The organism is Xanthomonas arboricola, assembly GCF_002940665.1.
Classification (GTDB): Bacteria; Pseudomonadota; Gammaproteobacteria; order Xanthomonadales; family Xanthomonadaceae; genus Xanthomonas; species Xanthomonas arboricola_B.
In genome coordinates, this window is sequence record NZ_MIGY01000004.1 from 181932 (window position 1) to 205362 (window position 23431).

Annotated in this window: 18 protein-coding genes; 5 read left to right on the forward strand and 13 right to left on the reverse strand. The window is 67.2% G+C overall.

The genetic code is table 11. The features are described 5' to 3' along the window. Positions 1 to 11 precede the first annotated feature (11 nt). The 4 genes from XarjCFBP7645_RS20670 to XarjCFBP7645_RS20685 all read right to left on the reverse strand — a co-directional run bounded on the left by XarjCFBP7645_RS20670 (position 12) and on the right by XarjCFBP7645_RS20685 (position 4608). A complete protein-coding gene (locus tag XarjCFBP7645_RS20670) occupies positions 12 to 644 on the reverse strand; it encodes a ParA family protein (protein ID WP_104538955.1) in 633 nt (210 codons plus the stop codon). Positions 645 to 787: 143 nt separating this feature from the next. Continuing rightward, positions 788 to 1861 carry a hypothetical protein gene (locus tag XarjCFBP7645_RS20675; protein ID WP_104538956.1) on the reverse strand — a complete coding sequence of 358 codons (1074 nt, stop codon included), beginning with the start codon at positions 1859 to 1861 and terminating at the stop codon, positions 788 to 790. Between the two features lie 64 nt (positions 1862 to 1925). Beyond that, entirely contained in the window at positions 1926 to 2843 is a 918-nt protein-coding gene (locus XarjCFBP7645_RS20680) for an AEC family transporter (RefSeq protein ID WP_104538957.1), read from the reverse strand. A gap of 1126 nt (positions 2844 to 3969) precedes the next feature. Next, positions 3970 to 4608: a tetratricopeptide repeat protein gene (locus XarjCFBP7645_RS20685; RefSeq protein WP_104538958.1), complete on the reverse strand. Its 639-nt coding sequence runs from the start codon at positions 4606 to 4608 to the stop codon at positions 3970 to 3972. Between the two features lie 160 nt (positions 4609 to 4768). On the opposite strand from XarjCFBP7645_RS20685, the gene XarjCFBP7645_RS20690 reads away from it, so the two are divergent. Beyond that, a complete protein-coding gene (locus XarjCFBP7645_RS20690) occupies positions 4769 to 8512 on the forward strand; it encodes an indolepyruvate ferredoxin oxidoreductase family protein (RefSeq protein ID WP_181126435.1) in 3744 nt (1247 codons plus the stop codon). A 251-nt stretch (positions 8513 to 8763) separates the two neighbouring features. Here the strand turns inward: XarjCFBP7645_RS20690 and XarjCFBP7645_RS20695 are convergent, their stop codons facing one another. Genes XarjCFBP7645_RS20695 through egtB form a run of 3 tightly spaced genes read right to left on the reverse strand, consistent with a single transcriptional unit; the run spans position 8764 to position 11321 of the window. Continuing rightward, positions 8764 to 9033 (reverse strand): DUF3253 domain-containing protein, encoded by a 270-nt coding sequence (locus tag XarjCFBP7645_RS20695; RefSeq protein ID WP_104538960.1) that lies wholly within the window; start codon positions 9031 to 9033, stop codon positions 8764 to 8766. Positions 9034 to 9048: 15 nt separating this feature from the next. After that, positions 9049 to 10035, reverse strand: coding sequence for an L-histidine N(alpha)-methyltransferase (egtD, locus tag XarjCFBP7645_RS20700; protein ID WP_104538961.1), 987 nt, complete (start codon positions 10033 to 10035; stop codon positions 9049 to 9051). After that, on the reverse strand, positions 10032 to 11321 hold the full coding sequence (egtB, locus tag XarjCFBP7645_RS20705) for an ergothioneine biosynthesis protein EgtB (RefSeq protein WP_181126436.1): 1290 nt from the start codon (positions 11319 to 11321) through the stop codon (positions 10032 to 10034). The genes egtD and egtB overlap by 4 nt, the downstream gene beginning before the upstream one ends. A 65-nt stretch (positions 11322 to 11386) precedes the next feature. Here egtB and XarjCFBP7645_RS20710 point away from each other — a divergent pair, with 65 nt between their 5' ends. Then, positions 11387 to 12568, forward strand: coding sequence for an aminotransferase class V-fold PLP-dependent enzyme (locus tag XarjCFBP7645_RS20710; RefSeq protein ID WP_104538962.1), 1182 nt, complete (start codon positions 11387 to 11389; stop codon positions 12566 to 12568). A 74-nt stretch (positions 12569 to 12642) separates the two neighbouring features. Here XarjCFBP7645_RS20710 and XarjCFBP7645_RS20715 read toward each other — a convergent pair whose 3' ends face one another. The 4 genes from XarjCFBP7645_RS20715 to XarjCFBP7645_RS20730 are packed head-to-tail and all read right to left on the reverse strand — an operon-like array spanning position 12643 to position 16492. Beyond that, a complete protein-coding gene (locus tag XarjCFBP7645_RS20715; protein WP_104538963.1) occupies positions 12643 to 14115 on the reverse strand; it encodes a glycine betaine ABC transporter substrate-binding protein in 1473 nt (490 codons plus the stop codon). After that, entirely contained in the window at positions 14112 to 14849 is a 738-nt protein-coding gene (locus tag XarjCFBP7645_RS20720; protein WP_104538964.1) for an ATP-binding cassette domain-containing protein, read from the reverse strand. Before XarjCFBP7645_RS20720 ends, XarjCFBP7645_RS20715 begins: the two co-directional genes overlap by 4 nt. Positions 14850 to 14895: 46 nt before the next feature. After that, complete coding sequence (locus tag XarjCFBP7645_RS20725; protein ID WP_181126437.1) at positions 14896 to 15297, reverse strand: EF-hand domain-containing protein; 402 nt, start codon at positions 15295 to 15297, stop codon at positions 14896 to 14898. Further along, positions 15287 to 16492, reverse strand: a complete 1206-nt coding sequence (locus XarjCFBP7645_RS20730; protein ID WP_104539019.1) for a DesA family fatty acid desaturase — start codon at positions 16490 to 16492, stop codon at positions 15287 to 15289. Before XarjCFBP7645_RS20730 ends, XarjCFBP7645_RS20725 begins: the two co-directional genes overlap by 11 nt. Before the next feature lie 151 nt (positions 16493 to 16643). Between XarjCFBP7645_RS20730 and XarjCFBP7645_RS20735 the strand changes: the two genes are divergently transcribed. The 3 genes from XarjCFBP7645_RS20735 (at position 16644) to XarjCFBP7645_RS20745 (ending at position 20052) form a co-directional block, all read left to right on the forward strand. Continuing rightward, entirely contained in the window at positions 16644 to 17489 is an 846-nt protein-coding gene (locus tag XarjCFBP7645_RS20735) for an ABC transporter ATP-binding protein (RefSeq protein WP_104538965.1), read from the forward strand. Positions 17490 to 17680: 191 nt separating this feature from the next. Then, a complete protein-coding gene (locus XarjCFBP7645_RS20740) occupies positions 17681 to 18691 on the forward strand; it encodes a TIGR00266 family protein (RefSeq protein WP_104538966.1) in 1011 nt (336 codons plus the stop codon). A 323-nt stretch (positions 18692 to 19014) separates the two neighbouring features. Further along, complete coding sequence (locus XarjCFBP7645_RS20745; protein ID WP_104538967.1) at positions 19015 to 20052, forward strand: patatin-like phospholipase family protein; 1038 nt, start codon at positions 19015 to 19017, stop codon at positions 20050 to 20052. Positions 20053 to 20439: 387 nt separating this feature from the next. Here the strand turns inward: XarjCFBP7645_RS20745 and XarjCFBP7645_RS20750 are convergent, their stop codons facing one another. Further along, entirely contained in the window at positions 20440 to 22638 is a 2199-nt protein-coding gene (locus XarjCFBP7645_RS20750) for a TonB-dependent siderophore receptor (RefSeq protein WP_104538968.1), read from the reverse strand. Positions 22639 to 22861: 223 nt separating this feature from the next. Beyond that, positions 22862 to 23344: an Lrp/AsnC family transcriptional regulator gene (locus tag XarjCFBP7645_RS20755; RefSeq protein ID WP_104538969.1), complete on the reverse strand. Its 483-nt coding sequence runs from the start codon at positions 23342 to 23344 to the stop codon at positions 22862 to 22864. Positions 23345 to 23431 lie beyond the last annotated feature (87 nt).

Below are 23431 nucleotides of genomic sequence, written 5' to 3' on the forward strand. Positions count from 1 at the left end.
AACACTCCGGTCTAGGATTTCTTGAGCCACTTGAACAGTGGCTCCCAGTCCTGTTGATGGTCGCGCACCTGCGCCGAGCGGTAATCGAACAGGCTGCGCCCCAAGCCGGCCATCACCACATAGGCCTGGGTATCGCGCAGCTGGGCCACCAGGGGATAAGGCCAGCTGCCAATCATCTCGGCAGCCTGCTGCGAGGTCTGGGTCCAGGGACGGGCGCGGTTGAGCACCAGGCCCACCGGCAATTTGCGCTGATGCACGCGCGGCACCTTGGCCAGCGTGTTGAGGAAGCCGACCACCGCTTCGATATCCAGCGCCGAGGACAGCACCGGCACCACGATGGCATCGACGTGGTCGAGAAAGCCGCTCAGGTCATCGGCCATCGCACCGGCCGGGGCATCGATGATCAGCTGGTCGGTGCCGTCCGGCACCGCGGCCTGCCAGGTGCGTCGACGGGTGGCATCGATCGGCAATACCGCACTTTCCAGGCTGGCGCGACGCTGCGCCCAACGCGTGGACGAGCCTTGCGGATCGGCATCTGCCAGCACGGTGCGCTGGCCCTGCAAGGCCGCATGTGCGGCCAGATTGGTGGCGATCGTGGTCTTGCCGACGCCGCCTTTGGAGCCGGCCACCAGGACTGTCTTCATGCACGCCTCGCTTCCGGGAGCAGGCAGGCAGCGTACACCGCGGCGAAGTGAGGAGGTAGTCGAAAGGCGTTAAACCTCCGACAGCGGCGGCCATCGCACCGCAGCATCTGCACTGGCACGTGGCCGATGCGGCATGCGCTGGACTAGCGGATCTGGCGGCTCGGCGTGCCCGGCTGCCAATCCGCAGGCGGTCGCGCTGCGAGGCCTTGGCGCTGTAACCGCGCACGCAACGCCGGCACTTCGCCCTGCGTCAGGACGGCATCCAGCTCGACGGCCAGGCCATCGGCCGTGGGCGCGCGGCGCTGCGCTTGCTGCTGCAGCCACTCCAGCTCGCGCATGCGCGCCTGCCAACGCGCGGCGTCGGCGCCGCTGCTCAGTGCGACCATGCCTCTGGTGCCGATCATGGCGGTGGCCAAGGCGGACTCGTCATTGGCCACGTTGTTCAGCACGGCCATGCATTCGTCGCGTAGCGCGGGCGTAGCGGCGGTGGGGCTGCAGCGCCGCATCAGATCGCCCAGCGCAGGGAGTGCATGCGCAGACCAGGCAACCGTCACGAACATCGCGGCCATGCCCGCGCCTGTGGAAGGCATGTCTTGTGCGTCGAGTTGCGCGCGCAAGCTCACCGAGGCCAGCGATGGCCATTGCACGCCGTCGTAGCTGGCATGCAGGGCCTTGCCGAGTTCCCGCGTACCGTTGTCGAAATGATCGGACTGCACGGCCGCCTGCCAGGCGCGTTCGGCAGCGGCCTGGTCGCCGCGGCGCTGTGCAGCCGCATAGGCACGCAGATGCACAGCGGCATTGCCCGCATCGGCCTGCTCCAGGAAAGCCAGCGCAGCGCCCGGATCGCAGCGCAATGCGGGTGCGCAACCGGCTGCTTCCATCTGCGCCACCAACGGGTCGCGCGGCCGCGCGTCCAGGGCACGCTGCAGCCAGACGCGCTGGATGGGGGCATAACCTCCATCTGCGGTCGACGCCGCGTCGTCCTCGGCATCGGCCCACAACAGCCCGGCCAGATACACCTGCCTGGGCTCGCCGCTGGCCGCCATGCTGCGCAGGCGTGCCTGCATGACCTGGCCGACCTGGCGTGCCCATTGATCCACCAGCGGATCGTCGGCCGGAGCCGGTGCGTGCGCAGGCGATGCCGCCATGGCCGAATGTGCCATGCAAACGCTGCCAAGCCACAGCAGCGCAGTGGTGATCAAGCGATATCCGTGCATGTGTTGCTCCTGTTCGTAGTGCGCGCAGCGCTGCGGGCCAGCATTTCATACGGCGTCAGCCGCATCAAGCCACCAGACGTACCAGCAACCAGGCCCATGCAGGCAGGGTCAGCAGCGACAGCAGAATGCTGTAGCCGACCATCGCTGCGGCCAGGCGCGGTGCCAGCCGGTGCGAGATGGCCAGCGCGGCGGCGGTGATCATGGTGGGCATGGCCGATTCGAGCACGTTGGTCTGCAGCATCGCGCCCTGCAGGCCGAGCGCCAACGACAGCGGCAACGCCAGGATCGGCATCACGGCCAGCTTGAAGGCCAAACCCACGGCCAAGGGTTTGAGTTCGTCCGCAGGCAGGCGCAGCTGCAGCGAAAAGCCCACCGCCAGCATCACCAGCGGCAGCATCGCGTCGGACAGGCTCTTCAAGCCCGCGCCGATCCAGGTCGGCGGCTGTTCCGGCATCACGGTCAATGCAAACAGCAATGCCCACAGCGGTGGGAAGCGCAGCACGCGCAACAGGATCAGCCTCGCGGTCGGCGGAGTGTCGCCGCTGTAGCGGGCCAGCACATACAGCCCAAAGGTAGACAACAGCACGAAGGTGCCGAACTGGTCGTAGACCACCGCATACGGCAGGGCGTGATCGCCGATCAACGCGCGCACCATCGGAAAGCCGATGAAGCTGGAGTTGGTGAACACCACGCACATCAGCAGCGCGGCGTATTCCTCGCGCTTGAACCGGAACAGGCGGCTGCAGCCCCACAGCAGCGGCACGATGATCGCGGTCAGCAGCCACGGCGTGGCGATCACGCCACCCAGCGAGGCATCCAGATGCAACCGCGGCACATAGGTCAGCACCGAGGCTGGCAGGCAGATGTACAACACGATGCGATTGAGCACGTCGGCGCTGTTGTCCGGCAGCACCCGCAAGCGCGCGAACAGCAGGCCGAGCCCCAGCATCGCCAGAATCAACGCAAATGCATCCACCGCCATGGCGTGGTCAGGTCCGTGGGAAAGCGGCACTCAGCATCGCATAGTGGGCGTGTCGTGCCTGGATCGGCGACGGGCTAAATCGGCAAGCATGCCTGGCCTACGCGTGGCGCGGATCGGTCGCTCAACGCCTGGCGACAGGCATGTCGAGGCTTGCCGCTTCTGGAATGTTGCCAAAGCTAGTCAGTCGAGGGCTCGGTTGTCGAATGAAAAGCTGCTTGCTAGACATGCATCGGCCACTGAGCCACTGAGCCACTGAGCCACTGAGCCAGTCCATCATTCTCCAGCGATGCACATCGCGCACCGCTCTTAACCGTGCACACCGACCATCTCAACTGGTCCTTGCCCGCTCACCGTCGCGGACCTTACGCGGCATGGATGCCGCGTAAGAGCCTACAAGGACGTACTTGCGGCGTGTCCTGCGATGGTGAGCGGGCAAGGGCCCTGCAACAAAGCCGCAGATCATCCGCTCTGTAACTGATCCATCCGCGCTGACCAGCGCTCTTTGAGCACGGCACCCAAAGCAATCGAGACTTGGAGCGATGGCTTCGTTTCGTCGCGATCAGATGCTTAAGTCAAAAGCTCGGTCCGTGGCGTGCGCGGTGCCCTCACCGCTTGCGGGACACGCCGTGAATCCGTCCATGGAGGCTCCTTGGCGGCATCCATGCCGCCAAGGGTCCCGCAACCGGCAAGGACACCGCACCAGAGAGTTGGTCGGTAGTCGAATGAAAAGCTGCTTGCTCGATGCATCGACCACTGAGCCAGCCCATCATTCTCCCACGATGCACATCACGCACCGCTCTTGACCGTGCGCACCGACCATCTCAACTGGTCCTTGCCCGCTCACCGTCGCGGGACCTTACGCGGCATGGATGCCGCGTAAGAGCCTACACGGACGTCCTTGCGGCGTGTCCTGCGATGGTGAGCGGGCAAGGGCCCTGCAACAAAGCCGCAGATCATCCGCTCTACAACTGATCCATCAGCGCTGACCAATCCTCCGAAGCACGACACCCGAAGCAATCGACTTGGAGCGGTGGCTGCGTTGCCCGCTGGCGCCGGCCGCAAAACGACGTGCGACGTGATGCACAGCGACGCGCTGCGGGGCTTTCTGCAGCGCGCCGCCGCCGAGTTACGGAAACGCCGGCGGGTTGGCCTGCCATGCCGCAAAGACCTCGGCCAGGCTGGCGCGTTCGGCCTCGCGCCAATCCGGCAGCAAGGTGGCGTAGCTGGCGGTGCTGCTCCAGCGATCCGGCCAGGTGCGCACTGCGGCGGCATACCACTCGACCGCTTCCTGCTTACGCCCGCTGCGCCATAGCGCAAGGGCCGCAGTGGTCGGCAGCCAGGCCGGCGCGGCCGGGCGGCCGTTGGCCAGGCTGGCCCACTGCTGCAAGGCCTTGTCGGGCTGGTCGGCGCGCAACAGATCCCAGCCATAGTTCCAGGTGATGGCACGGTACTGCTGGCTGCCGTTGGAGACCAGCCCCAGTGCGCCCTGGTAGAGCTCGTCGCCCAACTGCGTGCGGCCACCGGCATAGGCCAGCGATGCCAGCTGCGCGCGCGGTTCGGCCGCGCGGGCGTCACGCTGCACCATCGCCGCCAAGCGGTCCACCACCGCATCGCCCTGCCCCTGTACAGCGACCACGGCCTTGGTGGTGCCGCGATCTTCGTCGAAATAGAACTCCTTGGGCTTGGGCAGGTTCTGCGCCTGCGCCATCGACCACACGCCCCCGAGCAAGGCCACCATCGCGGCCCATGCGTATTTCCTTTTCACTGGCTTTATCCCCTGACAGCAAACGACCCTTCCCGTCCCCATCCTAACCGCAGCGCGCCTGCTGCGCATCCGCATGCGCAACGGGCGCGTGAAGGGCGACTGTTACACTTTGCCCCGCCGTTTTGGAATCCGTCGGGCGGGTCATCTGGTTTCAGATGACATGCACCGGGTCCCAGCCACCCTTTCCGGGCACGCCATGACCAGTACTGCTGCACTCTCTTCTCCCGACTCTGCCAACACGCCGGAGCTCGGCCGGGTGGATGCGGATTACACGCTGGAGCACAAGTACACGCGCGCCGATGGGCGCATCTACCTGTCCGGCGTGCAGGCGCTGGTGCGGCTGCCGTTGATGCAACGCCTGCGCGATGACGCCGCGGGCCTTGCGACTGCCGGCTTCATCAGCGGCTATCGCGGCAGCCCGCTGGGCGGTTTCGATCTGGAACTGTGGCGTGCGCGCAAGCATCTGGACGCGGCCGGGGTGACCTTCACCCCCGGCCTCAACGAAGACCTGGCCGCCACCATGGTCTGGGGCACCCAGCAGACCAACCTGTTCCCCGGTGCCAAGGTGCAGGGCGTCTACGGCATGTGGTACGGCAAGGGCCCGGGCGTGGACCGCAGCGGCGATGTGTTCAAGCACGGTAACGCCGCCGGCACCTCGCCGTATGGCGGCGTGCTGGCATTGGCCGCCGACGACCATGCCTGCCGCAGCTCGACCCTGCCGCACGGCTCGGAAGAGGAATTCGTCAGCGCGATGATGCCGATCCTCAACCCGGCCGGGGTGCAGGACATCCTGGACATGGGCCTGCTCGGTTGGGCGATGAGCCGCTATACCGGGCGCTGGGTCGGCTTCAAGACCATCGCCGAAACGGTGGAATCGTCGGCCTCGGTGGATGTGGATCCGTTCGCACGCAGCATCGTGCTGCCGGAGGACTTTGCGCTGCCGCCGGGCGGCCTGAGCATCCGCTGGCCGGATCCGCCGGTGGATCAGGAAATGCGCCTGCACCGCTATGCGATCGCCGCCGCGCAGGCCTTCGCACGCGCCAACCAGATCGACAAAGTGGTGCTGGATTCGCCGCATGCGCGGCTGGGCATCGTCACCACCGGCAAGAGCTATCTGGACGTGCTGCAGGCACTGGAATATCTCGGCCTGGATGCGCAGGCCTGCGCGCAGATCGGCATCCGCGTGTACAAGGTCGGCATGACCTGGCCGCTGGAGCCGGTGGGCATCAGCGCGTTCGCGCGCGGGCTCGACGACATTGTGGTGGTGGAAGAGAAAAAGGCCTTCATCGAGCGCCAGATGAAGGAACTGTTCTACAACTGGCCGGCCAGCGCCGGTGCGCGGCCGAGCATCGTCGGCAAGTACGACGAGCAGGGCGCATGGATCCTGCCGTCCACCGGCGAGCTGACACCGGCCACGATCGCGGCGGTGATCGGCAAACGCATCCAGCGCTTTGCGCTGCCGTCCAGCGCGATGACCGAGTCGATCGAACACCGGCTGCGCTGGATGGACAGCAAGGAGGCCGAAATGGCCTTGCCGCGCGCGCTGTTTCCGCGCGTGCCGCATTACTGCTCCGGCTGCCCGCACAACACCTCCACGGCGGTGCCGGAAGGATCGCGTGCGCTGGGCGGCATCGGTTGCCATTACATGGTGACCTGGATGAACCGCTCCACCGACACCTTCACCCATATGGGCGGCGAGGGCGTGACCTGGTCGGGGCAGGCGCCGTTCACCGAGACGCCGCACGTGTTCCAGAACCTGGGCGACGGCACCTATTTCCACAGCGGCTCGCTGGCGATCCGGCAGTCGGTCGCCACCGGCGTCAACATCACCTACAAGATCCTCTACAACGATGCGGTGGCGATGACCGGCGGGCAGCCGGTGGACGGCACGCTCACCGTGCCGGATATCGCGCACCAGCTGCGCGCCGAAGGCATCCACACCATTGCGGTGGTCAGCGACGACATCGGCAAATGGACGCGCCGGCGCGAGCGCTTCCCCGGCGAGGTGGCGTTCCACGATCGCAGCGAACTGGATGCGGTGCAGCAGCAGCTGCGCACGGTCAAGGGCGTGTCGATCCTGATCTACGACCAGACCTGCGCCACCGAAAAGCGCCGCCGTCGCAAGCGCGGCAAGCTGATCGACCCGCCCAAACGCGTCATGATCAATTCGCTGGTATGCGAAGGCTGCGGCGATTGCGGCGAAAAGAGTTTCTGCGTGTCAGTGCTGCCCAAGGACACCGAATTCGGCCGCAAGCGGCAGATCGACCAATCCAATTGCAACAAGGATTATTCCTGTGTGTCCGGCTTTTGCCCGAGCTTTGTGACCGTGCATGGCGGTGCGCCGCGCAAGGGCAAACAGCGCGGTGCCAGCACCTTGCTGGGCAACCTGCCCGCGCCGCCGCAACGCACCACGCTACAACAGCCCTGGAACATCCTGATCACCGGCGTCGGCGGTACCGGCGTGGTGACCATCGGCGCATTGCTCGGCATGGCCGGGCACCTGGAAGGCAAGGGTGCCACGGTGCTGGACCAGACCGGCCTGGCGCAGAAGGGCGGCGCGGTGACCACGCATATCCGCATCGCACGCCGGCCGGCCGATATCCACGCGGTGCGCATCGCGGCCGGCGAAGCAGATCTGGTGCTGGGCTGCGACATGGTGGTGGTCAACGATTACTGGGCCCTGTCCAAGGTGCGCGACGGCCGCACCCAGGTGGTGCTCAACACCTACGAAGCGATGCCGGGCAACTTCACCACCCAGCCGGATCTGCAGTTCCCCGCCGCCGAGATCATCGCCGGCGTGCGCACTGCATTGGGCGGCCAGGAGCCGCTGTTGCTGGATGCCACGCAACTGGCCACCGCACTGCTGGGCGATGCAATCGCCAGCAACCTGTTCGTGCTTGGCTATGCCTGGCAACACGGGCTGGTGCCGTTGTCGCACGCCGCGCTGATGCGCGCGATCGAGCTCAATGGCGCGGCGGTAGCGATGAACCAGCAGGCATTTGCGTGGGGGCGCCTGGCCGCGATCGACCTGCCGGCGGTGCAGCAGGCAGCGGGGTTGGGCAAGGGTGGCGAGCGTGCGCATGCACAGGGCGATACGCCGCCAGCGCGCGCACCGGGCAGCTGGGAAGAACATGATCTTGGCGGGCAGACCGCACCGCATGCGCTGGCGCAGAGCGACGGCAACACGCTGCATGGCGATGTCGATGCGCCCACGCATCCGCTCGACGACGAGCAGCTGGCGCAGTCGCTGGACGAAGCCATCGCGCGGCGCGCGGCGTTTCTGACCGACTACCAGGATGCCGCCTACGCACAGCGCTATCGCAGCCTGGTCGAGCGCGTGCGCACGCACGAAGCGCAACAGGCGCCCGGCAGCAGCGCGTTGAGCGAGGCAGTGGCGCGTTACTTCTTCAAGCTGATGGCCTACAAGGACGAATACGAAGTGGCGCGGCTGTATACGCGCGGTGACTTCCAGCGCCGGCTGCAGCAGCAGTTCGACGGCGACTACACCTTGCGCTTCCATCTGGCACCGCCGCTGCTGGCCAGGAAGGATGCGCATGGCCACGCGATCAAGCGCGAATACGGGCCGTGGATGTTCACTGCCTTCAAGCTGCTGGCGCGGCTGAAGTTCCTGCGCGGCGGCAAGCTGGATGTGTTCGGCTACAGCGCCGAACGGCGCGGCGAACGTCAGCTGATTGCTGACTACGTAGCGACAGTGGACACGCTGCTGCAACGGCTGGATGCCGACAACGTCGGCCTGGCCGCGCAAATCGCCAGCATTCCCGAACATATCCGCGGCTACGGCCATATCAAGCACGCGCATCTGGAAGAAGCCAAGGCACGCGAAGCGGCGCTGCTGGTGCAGTGGCGCAATCCCAAGGCCTTGCATGTGGTGCAGGCGGCGTAGGGCAGACGGATTGGCGCTGCGGTGTGAACCTTGCGCGCTGATCCGCTGGCGCGTTGTCGGTAATGCTGCAGCGACCAGCTGGTGCGTTGTGAATCAGATCTCGCGCACTGGGCGCTGCTGCGGCAAGTGATCGCGTTCGCGCATGACATCGGCCAGCGCATGCTGCGTTGATGCGCTGCCGGCGCCATGATCGGCGTTGCAACCTGTCCCTGCCGCGTACGAGCGGCGCTGCGGATGCAGCGCCCCACCCGTCATTCGAAATGCTGCCCGCGTCTCAGGCGGACCGGGCCACGCACCGTGCTCAGGTCGACCACTTGGCCGCGCTGAGTAATCTGCACCACGTCCTCGCCCGCCAGATCCGCGGCAACAGTGCGTATTTGCGGCATCAGGGCGCGCCAGCGCGCTTCGTCATCGCCGAGCGCGCGGGCGACCTCGGACGGGCAGATCGATTGCTCCGGCAGCCGGCGCGCCAGCAGCGCGCGGATGGTCGCGACGATCTGCGTGTCGTCGATCCGTTGCACGCCAGACGCCGGAGCTCAGAGCGGGCGCAGCACGCGCAGGCCGAACCAATCCTTGGCATCGTTCCAGCCGTGGGTGACCTTCAGCCCGGCGGCGGCGGCAAGTTCGGCAAAGCGCGCGTCGGTGTACTTGTAGCTGTATTCCACCTGCATCGCCTCGCCCTCGGCAAATTCGAATGTCTTGCCGCCCACACGCACGCGCTGTGCGCGCTGGCTGATCAGGAAGGTTTCGATCCGGCCGCGCTCGCGCGCATACACCGCGTGGTGGCGGAAGCCTTCCAGATCGAAGTCACTGCCGATCTCGCGGTTGAGCCGCGCCAGCAGATTCAAGGTGAACTCGGCAGTGACGCCGGCCGCATCGTTGTAGGCGGCCTCGATCAGGCCGGCATCCTTGTCCAGATCGATGCCGATCAGGGCGCACCCGTCGCTGCCCATGGTCTGGCGCATCGCATCAAGCAAGTCGATGGCGGCATCATCGGTGAAATTGCCCAGCGTCGAGCCGGGGAAAAACACCAGATGCCGGCGCGCCGGGCGTTGCGCCTGCGGCAGCTGCAGCGGCTTGGTGAAGTCGGTGCACACCGGCAGCATCTGGATCTGCGGGAACTGCTGTGCCAGCCGCGCGGTGCTGTCGAGCAAGGCGGTACGCGAAATTTCCAGCGGCGTATAGGCCACCACATCGCGCAGTCCCTGCAGCAGCAATTCGGTCTTGCGCCCGCTGCCGCTGCCGTATTCGACCACGTGCACGCCAGCGCCGATCGCCTGCGCGATCGAGGCCATGCTGGCCTCCAGCAAGGCCAGTTCGGTGCCGGTGAGGTAATACTCGGGCTGTCGGGTGATCGTTTCGAACAACTGCGAGCCGTGCGCATCGTAGAAATACTTCGACGGCAGCGTCTTGGGCGTTTGCGACAGGCCGGCCAGCGCGTCGGCCGTGATGTCGTCCGGTTGCGGGCGCAGGTCGGTCAGCGCGGCGTGCGCGCGTTGCATGGCATGGGCGGCGGCGTTCAAGGCAGATCCTTGGCAAGGCGCACGCCGGCAAACTGCCAACGCGCATCGGAGGGAAAAAAGTTGCGGTAACTGGCGCGGATATGGCTGGCCGGCGTGGCACAGCTGCCACCGCGCAGCACCCACTGCGCATTCATGAATTTGCCGTTGTACTCGCCCAGCGATCCGGGCCATGGCGCAAAGCCGGGATACGGCAGGTACGCGCTGCCCGTCCATTCCCAGACGTCGCCGAACAGCTGCTGCAGGCCGGTATCCACCGCGTCGGCACCGCGCGGATGCAACGCGTTGGTATCGACGAAATTGCCCTGCACGGCCACACCGGTGGCGGCCTGTTCCCACTCGGCTTCGGTGGGCAGGCGCGCGCCGGCCCAGCGCGCGAAGGCGTCGGCTTCGAACAGGCTCAGATGGCATACCGGCGCATGCGCATCGCGCGGGCGCCAGCCATCCAGGGTGAACTCGCGTCCGTCCGCGTCCCAATACAGCGGCTGCTGCCAGCCTTGCGCCTGCACCATCGCCCAGCCGTCGCTGAGCCAGGCGCCGGCATTGCGGTAGCCACCGGCATCGATGAACTGCTGAAACTCGGCGTTGCTGACCACCCGATGCGCCAACGCATGCGCGCCCACCAGCACGCGGTGACGCGGCGACTCGTTGTCGTAGGCGAAGGTGTCGGCCTGCGGCCATGCCGCCGCACCGATCTCCACGATCTGTTCGTCGCGCGCCTGCCAGCGCAGCGTGCTGGCGACGGCAGCAGGCGGTGCGGGCGCGTCGCGGTACGCTGGCTGCAGCGGGTTGCTCCACAGTGCATGCTTGATGTCGGTCAACAGCAATTCCTGGTGCTGCTGCTCGTGCTGGATGCCGAGTTGCACGATGGTGCAGGCCTGCGCGTCCAACACCCCATCGCGCAGGCGCTGCTGCATCTGCGTATCGACCGCGGCCCGGTAGTCGCGCACCTGCTGCAACGATGGCCGCGACAGCACTCCGCGACGCGCGCGCGCGTGCATCGGGCCTACGCTTTGGTAGTAGCTGTTGAACAGAAAATCCCAGGCCGGATCGAACACGCGGTAGGCGGGATCGGCCTGCAGCACGAAGCGTTCAAAAAACCAGGTGGTATGTGCCAGATGCCATTTGCCGGGGCTGGCGTCGGGCATGCTCTGCACCATTGCGTCTTCAGCGCTCAGGGGTGCGGCGAGGCGGTCGCTCAGCGCGCGGGTCTGCGCGTAGCGTTCCAGCAGCGTCAACTGCTGTTGCTGGTGGCGGCCCAGCAGAGGTGAGAGTGCAGACATCGCCATATGCTTGAGGAGCGCCTGTGAACGCGCCGTGTCGGCAACGTGGCAGCCAGCAGTAAGCTGGTGCCATGTCTTCTTTTTCTCTGTCCAGCCTGCTCCACGCGCCCGTCGAATGGGAACGCCGCCAGCAGGCATTTGCGTTGCCTGGCGACATCATCTATCTGGATGCCGCCTCGCGCGGCCCGCTGCTGCGCGCGGTGCAAGCGGTCGCGCATCAGGCGGTGGATGCGTTGGCCACCCCGTGGCGGCTGCCGTTCGATGCCTGGCTGCAGGACATCGAGCGTTTGCGCACGCTCGCTGCAGGTCTGTTCGACGACGATGCCGACGGCGTGGCGATGCTGCCCTCGGCCGCGCACGGCCTGGCCACGGCCGCACGCAATCTGCCGTTGCAACGCGGCGAGGCGGTGCTGCTGCTGGAAGGCCAGTTCCCATCGAACCTGCTGATCTGGCAACGCCGCTGTGCCGAGGTGGGCGCGCACCTCGTGGCGGTGGCCACTGCCAGTGGCGATGCCTTGACCGCGGCGGTGCTGCAGGCCATCGCCGACACGGCTGCGTTGCGCATCGTGACGTTGCCGCATGCGTACTGGCTGGATGGACGACAGCTCGATCTGGAGCGCATCAGCGCCGCGGTGCACGCACGCGGTGCGGCGCTGGTGCTGGATCTGAGCCAGAGCCTGGGCGTGCTGCCAACCGACCTGCCGCGCTGGCGGCCGGATTTCGTGGTCAGCGTCGGCCACAAATGGCTGCTCGGGCCAATGGGGCTGGCCTGGCTGTGGGTGGCCCCGCAATGGCGAGCGCATGGGGTGCCGATCGAGGAACACTGGATCGGCCGCGATGCCGGCAGCAGCTGGGAGTTTCCGGTCGCCAGAGCGCCGTCCTATCGCAGCGGCGCGCGGCGGTTCGATGCCGGCGGCGTCGCCGATCCGTTGCGGATTGCGATGGCGACCGTGGCCTTGCAGCAGGTCGCTGCCTGGCAGCCGGCGCGCATCGGGGCGGCGCTTGCTGCGCTCACCGCGCAGTGGGATGCGGCGCTGCAGGGGCGTGGCCTGGGCAGCTGGTGCACGCCCGCTCACACGCCGCATCTGACCGCATTGCAACCGCCGGCAAACCGACTGGATGCGGTGGCGACGACGTTTGGCGAATGCGGGGCGATCTGCACACGGCGGCACGGACGTTTGCGAATCGCACCGCACGTCAATGTCACCGAGGATGCGCTCTCAGCCCTGATCGCAGCGCTGCCAACCGAGTAACCGTAGGAGCGGACCTGGCCGCGACGGGGCGTTACCGGCTAAGCCCGGTCGCGGCCGGGTCCGCTCCTACGGACTCAGCCGCGTTGGCGGATGCGCAACCCACGCGGCGTGACCCAGCGCTCCAGGCCTTCGAATACCGCCTGCACGATCAGCGCAAGCACCGCCGCAGGAATCGCGCCTTCCAGGATCAAGCCGATGTCGTCCAGGCGGATGCCGGTGAGGATCGGTTGGCCGTAGCCGCCTGCACCGATCAACGCGCCCAGCGTGGCGGTGCCCACGTTGATCACCGCCGCGGTCTGGATGCCGGCCACGATGGTGCGACGCGCCAGCGGCAGTTCCACCCGCCACAGGCGCGTCCATGCCGGCAGCCCGATCGCCTGGGCGGTCTGACGCAACTCGCGCGGGATCGAGGTCAGCCCGGCATGCGTGTTGCGCACGATCGGCAGCAGGCTGTAGAGCAACAACGCGGCAATCGCCGGTTTTGCACCGATGCCGAACAAGGGAATCATGAAGACGAACACCGCCAGCGACGGCAAGGTCTGCAGCACGCCGGTCAACGACAGCACCACCTGCCCGAGCCGCTGCCGCCGTGCCGCCAGCACGCCCAGCGGCAACGCGATCAGCAACGCAAGCCCCAACGAGATGCCGACCAGGGCCAGATGCTCGCGCGTATGCCGCAGCAGACGCGCCACACGCGAGTCGGCTGCCGATGCGGGCGTAACGCCCAGCCACTGCGCGGCAACGGATGCCTCGGACTGACGCTCCAGCTTCACCTGTGCGTTGAGCCGCTGCATGGTCGCCTCGTCGATGCGCCCCTGCAGCCCCTGCAACGCCTTGAGCATCGCCGGTGAGCGCTGCGCCAGCTCCTTGCGATACAGGAACACCGCCTGGTAATCGGGAAAGTAATGGCGGTCGTCGCGCAGCACCTGCAACCGGTAATACGGAATTTCCGCATCGGTGCTGTACAGATCGGTGACCTCGATCGCCCGGCTCTGCAGCGCGCGATAGGCCAGATCGTGATCCAGCCCGGTCGCGGTCTGCGGCAGTGCATAGGCGGCGCGTACCCCCGGCCAGCCATCGGCGCGCTGCATGAATTCGTTGCTCAGGCCGATCTTGAGCGCCGGATGCCGTGCCAGATCCGACATCGATGCGATGCCAAGCGCCTGCGCGCGCTCGACGCGCATGCCGAAGGCATAGGTGTTCTGGAAGCCGAGCGAGTCGGTCATCGCCAGCCCGCGTGCATCCAGTGCGGCGCGCAGTTCGGCCTGGCTGGCCTTGGGCAGCTGCAGCAGTTCCTGCGCCAGCGTGCCGGTGTATTCGGCGTACGCATCGATCTGCCCGGTCTCCAGCGCGCGCCACAGGATGCGCGTGCCACCGAGCTGCGCGCGGTGGTGCACGTCCACGCCGTCGCGCTGCCCGGCGGCGGTGGCGATCTCGCCCAGCAGCACGGCCTCGGTGAAGTTCTTCGAGCCGATCGTCACCTGCGCGGCCTGCGCACCGACGCTTGCGATCAGCAGTGCAACGGCGAACAGCACGCGCGCGCTCATGCGGCGTCGCCGATGCTGCGCTGCGCGGTGAGGAAACGCTGCACGAACGGATCGGCCGGGTGTTCCAGCAGGCTGCGCGCACTGCCCTGCTGCACCACCTGGCCGGCCCGCATCAGCACCAGGGTGTCGGCCAGGTAGGCGGCTTCGGCAACGTCGTGCGTCACCAGCACCACGGTCTTGCCGAGCTGGGCGAACAGCGCGCACATCTGCGCCTGCAGGTCGTAGCGCACGATCGGGTCGAGCGCGCCCAAAGGTTCGTCCAGCAGCAAGGCCGGTGGGTCCAGCATCAGGGCACGGATCAAGCCCACGCGCTGGCGCTGACCACCGGACAGCTCGGCCGGATAACGCGCCAGCAGCTCCGGCGGCAACTGGCAGAGCGCGCACAGGGTCTGCAGGCGTTGGTCGATGCGCTGCCGCGTCCAGCCCAGCGTCTGCGCCAGCAACACCGCGTTGCTGCGTGCATCCAGATGCGGGAACAGCCCACCTTCCTGGATCACATAGCCGATGCGCTGGCGCTGCGCCTGCAGGCCGGCGCGTCGCAGCGGCGCGCCATCGAAGGCGACCGTGCCGCTGTCCGGCCACTCCAGCCCCACCAGCATCCGCAGCACGGTGGACTTGCCGGCGCCGCTGGGGCCGATCAGGGCCGTGGTGATGCCGCTGGCGAAATGCAGCGAGACGGTGTCGAGGGCAATGGCCTGGCCGTAGCGCCGGCTGACCTGGTCGAGAGTGAACATGCGCTCGAGCTTGCCGAATGCAGCGTCAGACACGCGCGAAGGTGCATCAGCGCGGCGGCGCCAGCAACTCGCGCGCGCTCAGGTAGCCGTCGCCGTTGGCATCCTGCCGCGCAAAACGCTCGATCAGCGTGGCGCGATGCGCGGCGCGGGTGATCGGCGTGCCGCGGCGGCCAGGCAGTTCGTCACCCTGCAGCACGCCGTCATGGTCCAGGTCGCGCTGGTCGAAGGCATAGCTCATCCAGGCCAGATACTCATCGCGACTGACGCGGCCATCGCCATCGGTATCCATGCGTTGCAGGTACTGCTGGCTGTCCTGCACCTGGGCATGCGCTTGCATAGAAAAAGCCGGAGCGCATACGACGCACGCCATCAGCAGTCCGCGTGCGATCGAACCATACGATCCACGCACGCGCACATCAGCACGCGTGCCACCACGATCACGGCCCACTCAGCGCATAACCCTTCAGCCGCGCCGCATAGGCCTGCAAGGCGGCATTGCCGCTGGCTTCGGCTTCGTGACACCACTGCTGCAAATGTTTGAGCCGTTCGGACGCATCGTGGCTGCGCGCTTCCAGTACGGCAGTCAGACGTGCGCGGTACTCGACCAGCGTGCGCATGCGCGGGCGCTCGGCCACCCAGCGCTGCAGTTGCGCACGCGCATCGGGGTTGAGCCAACGTCCGTCATCGACCAGGCCCCTGCGCAGGCGCCGCGGCAACAGTTGCCGCAACTTGGCGCCGGTGGCCGCAGCTTCTTCGCGCAGCGCCGGGGTGAACACATTGCGCTGGTAATCGGTCATGGCCTGGAAGCGATGCGAGAGCAAGGCCTTGAGCGTGTCGGCATCGGGCACGGCGATGTTGGGGCGGATGTCCAGCGACGGCGCCACGCGCAGCACCTTGGCCAGACCGATCGCCTGCAACCCGCGAATGGCGACCCAGCCGATATCCAGCTCCCAGCGCCGCATCGAAAACCGCGCCGAGCTCGGGAACGCATGGTGGTTGTTGTGCAGTTCCTCGCCACCGATCCACAGCGCCCATGGCGTGAGGTTGGTGGAGGTGTCGGCCGACTCGAAATTGCGATAGCCCCACCAGTGGCCCAGGCCATTGACCACGCCGGCGGCCCAGAACGGAATCCACGCCATCTGGATCGCCCACAACGCGATGCCGGGCAAACCGAACAGCACCGCGTTGATCACCAGCAGCGCGATCGGGCCGGCATTGGCATGCGGGGTGTACAGATGCCGCTCGATCCAGTCGGTGGGCGCGCCCTTGCCGTACTGCTCGATGTCGGCACGCTGCGCGCGCGCTTCGCGGTACAGCTCCACGCCGCGCCAGAACACCTGGCTGATGCCCTTGGTCTGCGGGCTGTGGGGGTCTTCCTCGGTCTCGACCTTGGCGTGATGCTTGCGATGGATCGCCACCCATTCGCGGGTGATCATCGAGGTGGTCAGCCAGGTCCAGAAGCGGAAGAAGTGCGCCACCACCGGATGGAAGTCCACACCGCGATGGGCCTGGCTGCGGTGCAGGTACAAGGTCACCGCGAAGATGGTGACCTGGGTGAACACCAGCAGCACCGCCAGCATGCCCCACACGCCCAGCCCGGCCACGCCGGAAGTCAGAACGTCGATGATCGGGTCGGACAACATCGGCATCTCCACAGCGGCGCCATTGATTTGGTTGTTAGAGACATGATGGGGGCGATGGCGGCAAACTTCACCCTTCGGATGCGTAGGGGTCGCCCTGCATTCCTAAAGCGGTTCACACGTCCCTTTCCCCACTGCGCCTGATGTCACCCGTATGACGGTTACTGCCGAGATGTCCACCGATCCTGCTGCTGTTGCGAACCCCACCCCGTTGATCGAGCTCGACCAGGCCAGCGTGATGCGCGGCCAGGTGCGCGTGCTGCATGCGCTCAGCCTGCGTATTGCGCTGGGGCAGCACACCGCCATCCTCGGCCCCAATGGCTGCGGCAAATCCTCCTTCATCAAACTGATCACCCGCGAGCTGTATCCGCTGGTGCGCGCCGATGGCCAGGCGGCGGTGAAAGTGCTCGGGCAGACACGCTGGCAGGTGGATCGCCTGCGCGCGCAGCTGGGTATCGTCACCGGCGACCTCAGCGTCAACCTGGCCGACATGCCGGGGCTGGATGTGGAAAGCGCGGTGCTGTCCGGTTTCTTCGCCAGCTATGTGGTGCCACCGCACCGCGAGATCAGCGGCGACATGCGCGCACGGGCACGAGAGGCATTGGCCCTGGCGCGCGCCTTGCCGTTGCTGGACCGGCAATTTGCCGAACTGTCGGCCGGCGAAACCCGCCGCGTGCTGATCGCACGTGCGCTGGTCAATCGCCCGCAGGCGCTGCTGCTGGACGAGCCGTCCACCGGCCTGGACCTGGTGGCGCGCCAGCACCTGCTCGACAGCATGCGTCACCTGGCCCGGCAAGGCATCACGCTGATCCTGGTGACCCACCACATCGAGGAAATCGTGCCGGAGATCGCACGGGTGATCCTGCTGCGTGCCGGCACCGTCGTGGCCGATGGCCCGCGCGATGCGCTGCTCACCGACGCCCGCCTGTCGGACGTGTTCGGGGGCCCGGTGCGGGTGCAGCGCGACGGCGAGCGCTATTGGGCGACGGTAGGCGAGTAAGGGCCACCCGCCCGCAGCGGGCCGCACGCCTTGCGCAAGCTGCGAGACGACACCCGGCATTGCGTCAGCGACGCGCGCCGGACAGGCCGCAACCGCGCCCAACCGCGCCCTCCAGGCATGACCTTGGACACGGGACGCCTTGGTGGCGGCTGCGCTTAGACTCGTCGCACGCACAGACAGGAGTCGTCCCGATGGCCCAGTGGTACTTGCATGTTCCCGGACAGGCCGATCGCATCGGCCCGCTCGACGATGCCAGCGCCCGCGCGCATGCCCAGCGCCAGCCCGACGCGCTGGCCTGGCGCGACGGACTCGATGGCTGGACGCCGGCCCGCCAGCTGGCCGAGCTGCAGGGCGGCAGCGGCCTGCCGCCGCCGCTGACCGGCGCAGCCGGGCGCGCCGACGAGATCGACTACCGCATCGTCGGCAACGACATGCAGTTCGTGGAGGTCGAGCTGGACCCGGGCGAAAGCGCCATCGCCGAGGCCGGCGCGCTGATGTACAAGGACGCCGCGGTGCAGATGGACACCGTGTTCGGCGACGGCTCGCATGCCGGCCAGAGCGGCGGCGGCGGGCTGATGGGCAAGCTGCTGTCGGCCGGCAAGCGCGTGGTCACCGGCGAGAGCATGTTCACCACGGTGTTCACCCATGCCGGCAGCGGCAAGGCCAGGGTCGCGTTCGCCGCGCCCTATCCGGGCACGGTACTGGCGCTGCGCCTGTCCGAGCATGGCGGGCAACTGATCTGCCAGAAGGACAGCTTCCTGGCCGGCGCGCGCGGCGTGTCGCTGGGGATCGCGTTCCAACGCAAGATCCTCACCGGCCTGTTCGGCGGCGAGGGCTTCATCATGCAGAAGCTCGAAGGCGACGGCTGGGTCTTCGTGCATGCCGGCGGCACCGTGGTGGAACGCGAACTCGGCCCCGGCGAACGCATCGATGTGGACACCGGATGCGTGGTCGCCTACCACGCCGGCGTGGACATGGACGTGCGCCGCGTCGCCGGCCTGAAGAGCATGTTCTTCGGCGGCGAAGGCGTGTTCCTGGCCACCCTGACCGGCCCTGGCAAGGTGTGGCTGCAATCGCTGCCGTTCTCGCGCATGGCCGGTCGCATGCTGGCCGCCGCCCCGCAGGCCGGCGACCAGCAACGCGGCGAAGGCTCGGTGCTGGGTGGCCTGGGGCGGTTGCTGGATGGCGATAACCGGTTTTGATGGGGTGAAGCGGCAGGCGGGCGTGCCGGCACCCTTGTCCCGCCGGGAGAAGGTGGCGCGTCGCGCCGGATGAGGGGACCGACGAAGCCTGCTGCGATCCCATGTGGCCTCGATCCTTACCCTCCCCCCGCTCCGCGCCCCCGGCCCGTGCAGGTGGCTGCGGTCATCGCCCGAATGAACCGGCTCGCCCTTCTTGCCGGGACAAGGCAGTGCAACGCCTGCAAACGATGCCGTTCTGAACAATCTCCACGCACGCCAACCATCAGCGCCACCGTGACGGCACGCGTGTATTCTCCCTCGCCTTTCCCATCGACGTTTTCGCCATGACCGCGCTCCGCCGCCCCCGCTCTCTCGCCTTGATGTCGTTGCTCGGTCTGCTCTGCGCCTGCGGTGGCGAACCGCGACCGGCGGCACCGGCGCCGGTCGTGCAGGCACCGTCTGCCGGCACGGTCAAGCCGGTGAAGATCGGCGTGGCGCTCGGTGGCGGCGCGGCCAAGGGCTTTGCGCATATCGGCGTGATCAAGATGCTCGAGGCCAACGGCTTTGCGCCGGTGGTGGTGTCGGGCACCAGCGCCGGCAGCGTGGTCGGGGCGTTGTATGCCAGCGGCATGGACGCGTTCCAGATGCAGGAAAAGGCCGTTGCGCTCGACCAGACCAGCATCCGCGACGTGCGGATCTTCTCCGGCGGCCTGGTGCAGGGCCAGAAGCTGCAGGACTACGTCAACGAGCAGCTCGGCGGCAAGCCGATCGACAAGTTGCGCAAGCCGTTCGCGGCGGTCGCCACGCGGCTGGAAGACGGCGAGCGCACCGTGTTCGTGCGCGGCAATGCCGGCCAGGCGGTGCGTGCGTCCAGCAGCATCCCCGGCGTGTTCGAGCCGGTGACCATCGGCCAATACCACTATGTGGACGGTGGCGTGGTCAGCCCGGTGCCGGTGGATGCGGCGCGCCAGCTCGGTGCGGAATTCGTGGTGGCAGTGGATATTTCCAGCAAGGCCAGCGGCAGGAATCCCGGCGATCTGCTCGGCACCGTCAACCAGTCGATCTCGATCATGGGCCAGCGCCTGGGCGAGGCCGAACTCAAGCGTGCCGACGTGGTGATCCGCCCCAAGGTCAACGACATCGGCTCGGCCGATTTCAACCAGCGTGGCGCGGCCATCCTGGAAGGCGAGCGTGCCGCGATGGCGGCGATGCCGCAGATCCGCGCCAAGATCGCGCAGTTGCAGGCGCAGCGCAGCAGTGCCACCCGCACCGCCGCCGAGCAGGCTGCCGCCGCCAAGGCGGAAGCGTATCGCCGCTGTCTGCAAGAGCGCTCGCGCTGGCAGAAACTGCGCGGCAAGGACGAGGCCTGCGTGGCGCCGTGAGGCGGATGCAGTGCGAGGTCATGCGGAGCTGATGCGGGTGTCGCGCGAGGTCATGCAGAGCTGAGCGGGCGCGGGGTGCCTGTTTCGAGACGCGCGCTGTTAGGGCCGACGCGTGGGGCGACTGCGTTGTTGGATGCCTTGTGTTGATGCACCGAGCGTGTGCCGGACAAGGGTGCGGCGGTTCTTTTCGGTGCGCTGGGGCGTGTGGGGATGGGGTCGCGGCCGGGGCCGCTCCTACGAGGGTGCGGCGGTCTTTGGGTGTATCGGCGCGACGTCGGCACGGCCAGCGCCGCTCTTGTAGGAGCGGCCCTGGCCGCGAGGCCTTACCCGTAGTAACCCCTGGACTTCACCGGCAACGCATCAACCCCGGACGTCATCGGCGACGCCTCAATAGCGCCAACGCAACGACACGCTGACAAACCGCGGCTCGCCGTAGTTCTGGTAATCCAGGTTGGCCCAGTAGGTCTTGTCGAAGGCATTGCGTACCGCCAGCGTGGCGGTCCATTGCTCGCTGATGCGGTAGTTGGCGTTGAAATGCACCAGCGCGTAGGGGTTCTGCACCACGGTCACCGGCGTGGTGGCGCCGGTGCCGTCGCCGGTGGGGCGCGCGATGTTGAAGCCGCGCACCGCGCTCTGCCAGCTGACCCCGCCGCCGATGCTCAGGCGCTCCCAGGCCCCGGGCAGGCGCAGCTGCGTGGACAGCTGCAGGTAATCCTCGGGCAGGTTGGCGTAGATCGCAGCGGTGGGCGGGCGCGTGACCTTGACATGGGTAAAGCCCGCATTGACGGTCCAGCCGGGCAGGATCTCGCCGTTGAAATCCATTTCCCAGCCACGGCTCTTGGTGCCGTTGATGCCGATGTAGGCCGAATTGCCGTCCGGCAGCGAGGATTCCGGCTGGGTCATGTCGCGCACGGCGAAGTTGTCCTGCTTGGCCTCGAACACGGCGGCGGTGGCCATCGCACGGCCGTCGAGCAGCTGCGCCTTGACGCCGGCTTCCAGGTTGGAGCCTTCCACCGGGGCGAGCAGGTTGTTGTCCTTGTCGCGGTAATTCTGCGGGTTGAAGATTTCGGTGTAGCTGGCGTAGAGCGACACCTCCGGCACGATGTCGTAGACCAGTCCCACATACGGGGTGACTTCGTCGCTCACCTCGTACCGGCCGCTGGTGCCGGTGTAGGCGCCGCTGGCATTGAAGGCCTGGGTGCGGGTTTCCCAGGAGCTCAGGCGTGCGCCGGCGATCAGCGACAGCGGGTCGGCCAGGCGCAACCGGGTGGAGGCATACACACCACGCTGCGTGGTACGCGCCTCGCTGCGGCGGCCATTGCGCGCATAGGTCACCTCGGGGATATCGCCATCCCAGTTGCGGATGTCGGGGATGAAATAGCAACGTTCGCTGCCGCAGGTGGACCAGTCGGCGGGATAGGTCTGCGCGACGCCATAGGAGGTCGACTGCAGATCCTGCCAGCTGCCGCCGACCACCACATCGTGCTGGCGGCCGAACAACGAGAAACCGCCAGACAGGTACACGTCCACGCCATCGCGCGCGTCGCTGGTTTCGCCGGCAGCGGTGCGCAGGAACATGCCGCTGCCATCGGCGGCCGGATAACCGGTGCCGTAGACGCGCAGGTTCTGCACATCGCCCTTGGTGTGCGCGTAGTTGACGCGCAGCAGCCAGTCCTCGCCGAAGCGCTGCTCCAGGTTGGCGAACGCGGTGCTGGTCTCGCGCTGCCAGCGGCTCCACTTGGGCGCCATGTTGGTCGAACGCGGCAGGTTGGCCGGCGAACCATCGGCGGCGAAGAACGGCACCGTGCCCCAGGTCGAGCCGACGGGGGTGTTGTCCTGGCGCTGATAGCCGACGGTGAGCGTGGTGCTGTCGGTCAGATCGCCTTCCAGCACCGCCATGCCCGACATCTTGTTGTCGTGGTAGCGGTCGTAGTAGTAGTCGCGGTCCTGCCAGGCGGCGACCACGCGGCTGCGCCAGCGCCCGTCTTCGGTCAGCGGCGCATTGACGTCGGCCTGCATGCGGCGGAAATCCCAGGTGCCGGCGCTCACCGCAAACGAGGCATCGAAGTCCTTGCCCGGGCGCTTGCGCAGCAGGTTGACCGTGGCCGAGGGAATGCCGGCGCCGGTGAGCAGGCCGTTGGCGCCGCGGATCACCTCGATGCGGTCGTAGAAGACCGTGTCGTATTCCTGGTTGGTCGCACCGCTGTAGGTGGGCAGGCCATCGACCTGGAAGTCGGTGATCTGGAAGCCGCGTGCGAAATACAACGGGCGCTGGGTGTCGTAGAACGACACGTTGACGCCGGTGACGTTGCGCATCACATCGTCGATGCTGAACAGCGATTGCTCTTCCAGCCGCTGCAGCCCGATCACGCTGACCGATTGCGGCGTTTCCTGCAGGGTCAGCGGCAGGCGCGTGGTGGTGGCCGGCTGTGCGCGGCTCACCGCGCCGTTGACGTTGACCTGGTCCAGCGTCTTGGCATTGCTTGCATCGGCGGCATCGGCGGCACGGGCAGCGCAGGGCGTCAGCGCCAACGCGCATAGCAAGGCAGCGGACAACGTGGCCAGGGGAGCGGAAATCGCGGGCATTGGAGGGTTTCTCATCGATCGGTGCGGGACGCGTGGCGTCACGGGGAAGAAAAGCGCAGGCATGCGCGGCGCGTCCCACTCGGGCGACGAGCTGGCTGGCCCTGCAGGGCTGGCGGATCGGCGAGAAGACATGCCGGACGCGGCCGGATGTTACGCAAATGTAAATCGTTATCGTTTGAGAGGCAAGTCACGCTGCGCGCGCCCTGCCTTGCATCCCGCCGGATCAGCCCAGATGCGAGAGCGGCAGGCCTTCCGGCGCCTTCACCGTGCGCAGGACGAAACTGGAATTGACGTCGGACACGCCGGTCGCATTGAGCAGGCGGTCGAGCAGGAAGCGCGAGAAATGCTCCAGATCGCGCACCTGCACCTGCAGCAGGTAATCCATGTCGCCGGTGAGCGCCCAGCAGGCCACCACCTCGTCCCAGCCGCGCACGCCATCGGCGAAATGTTCGATATCGGCCTGGCCGTGCTGCTCCAGCTGCACCCGCACGAAGGCCTGCAGCCCCAGCCCCAGCGCCTTGGCATCCAGGCGCGCGCCGTAGCCGGCGATGATGCCGACCGCCTCCAGCCGCTGGGTGCGGCGCAGGCAGGCCGAGGCCGACAGATTGACCTGCACCGCCAGCTCCGCATTGCTGCTGCGGCCCTGCGTCTGCAGCAGGGCGAGCAGGCGCAGATCGGTGCGGTCCAGGGCGATTGGCTGGTCCATATGTTGCGCAGCAGCAGAGGAAGACGCACGAATCTTGCGCCTGCAAACACTGGACACGCAAGATTCGCAATCCCGTTGCGCGGCCGT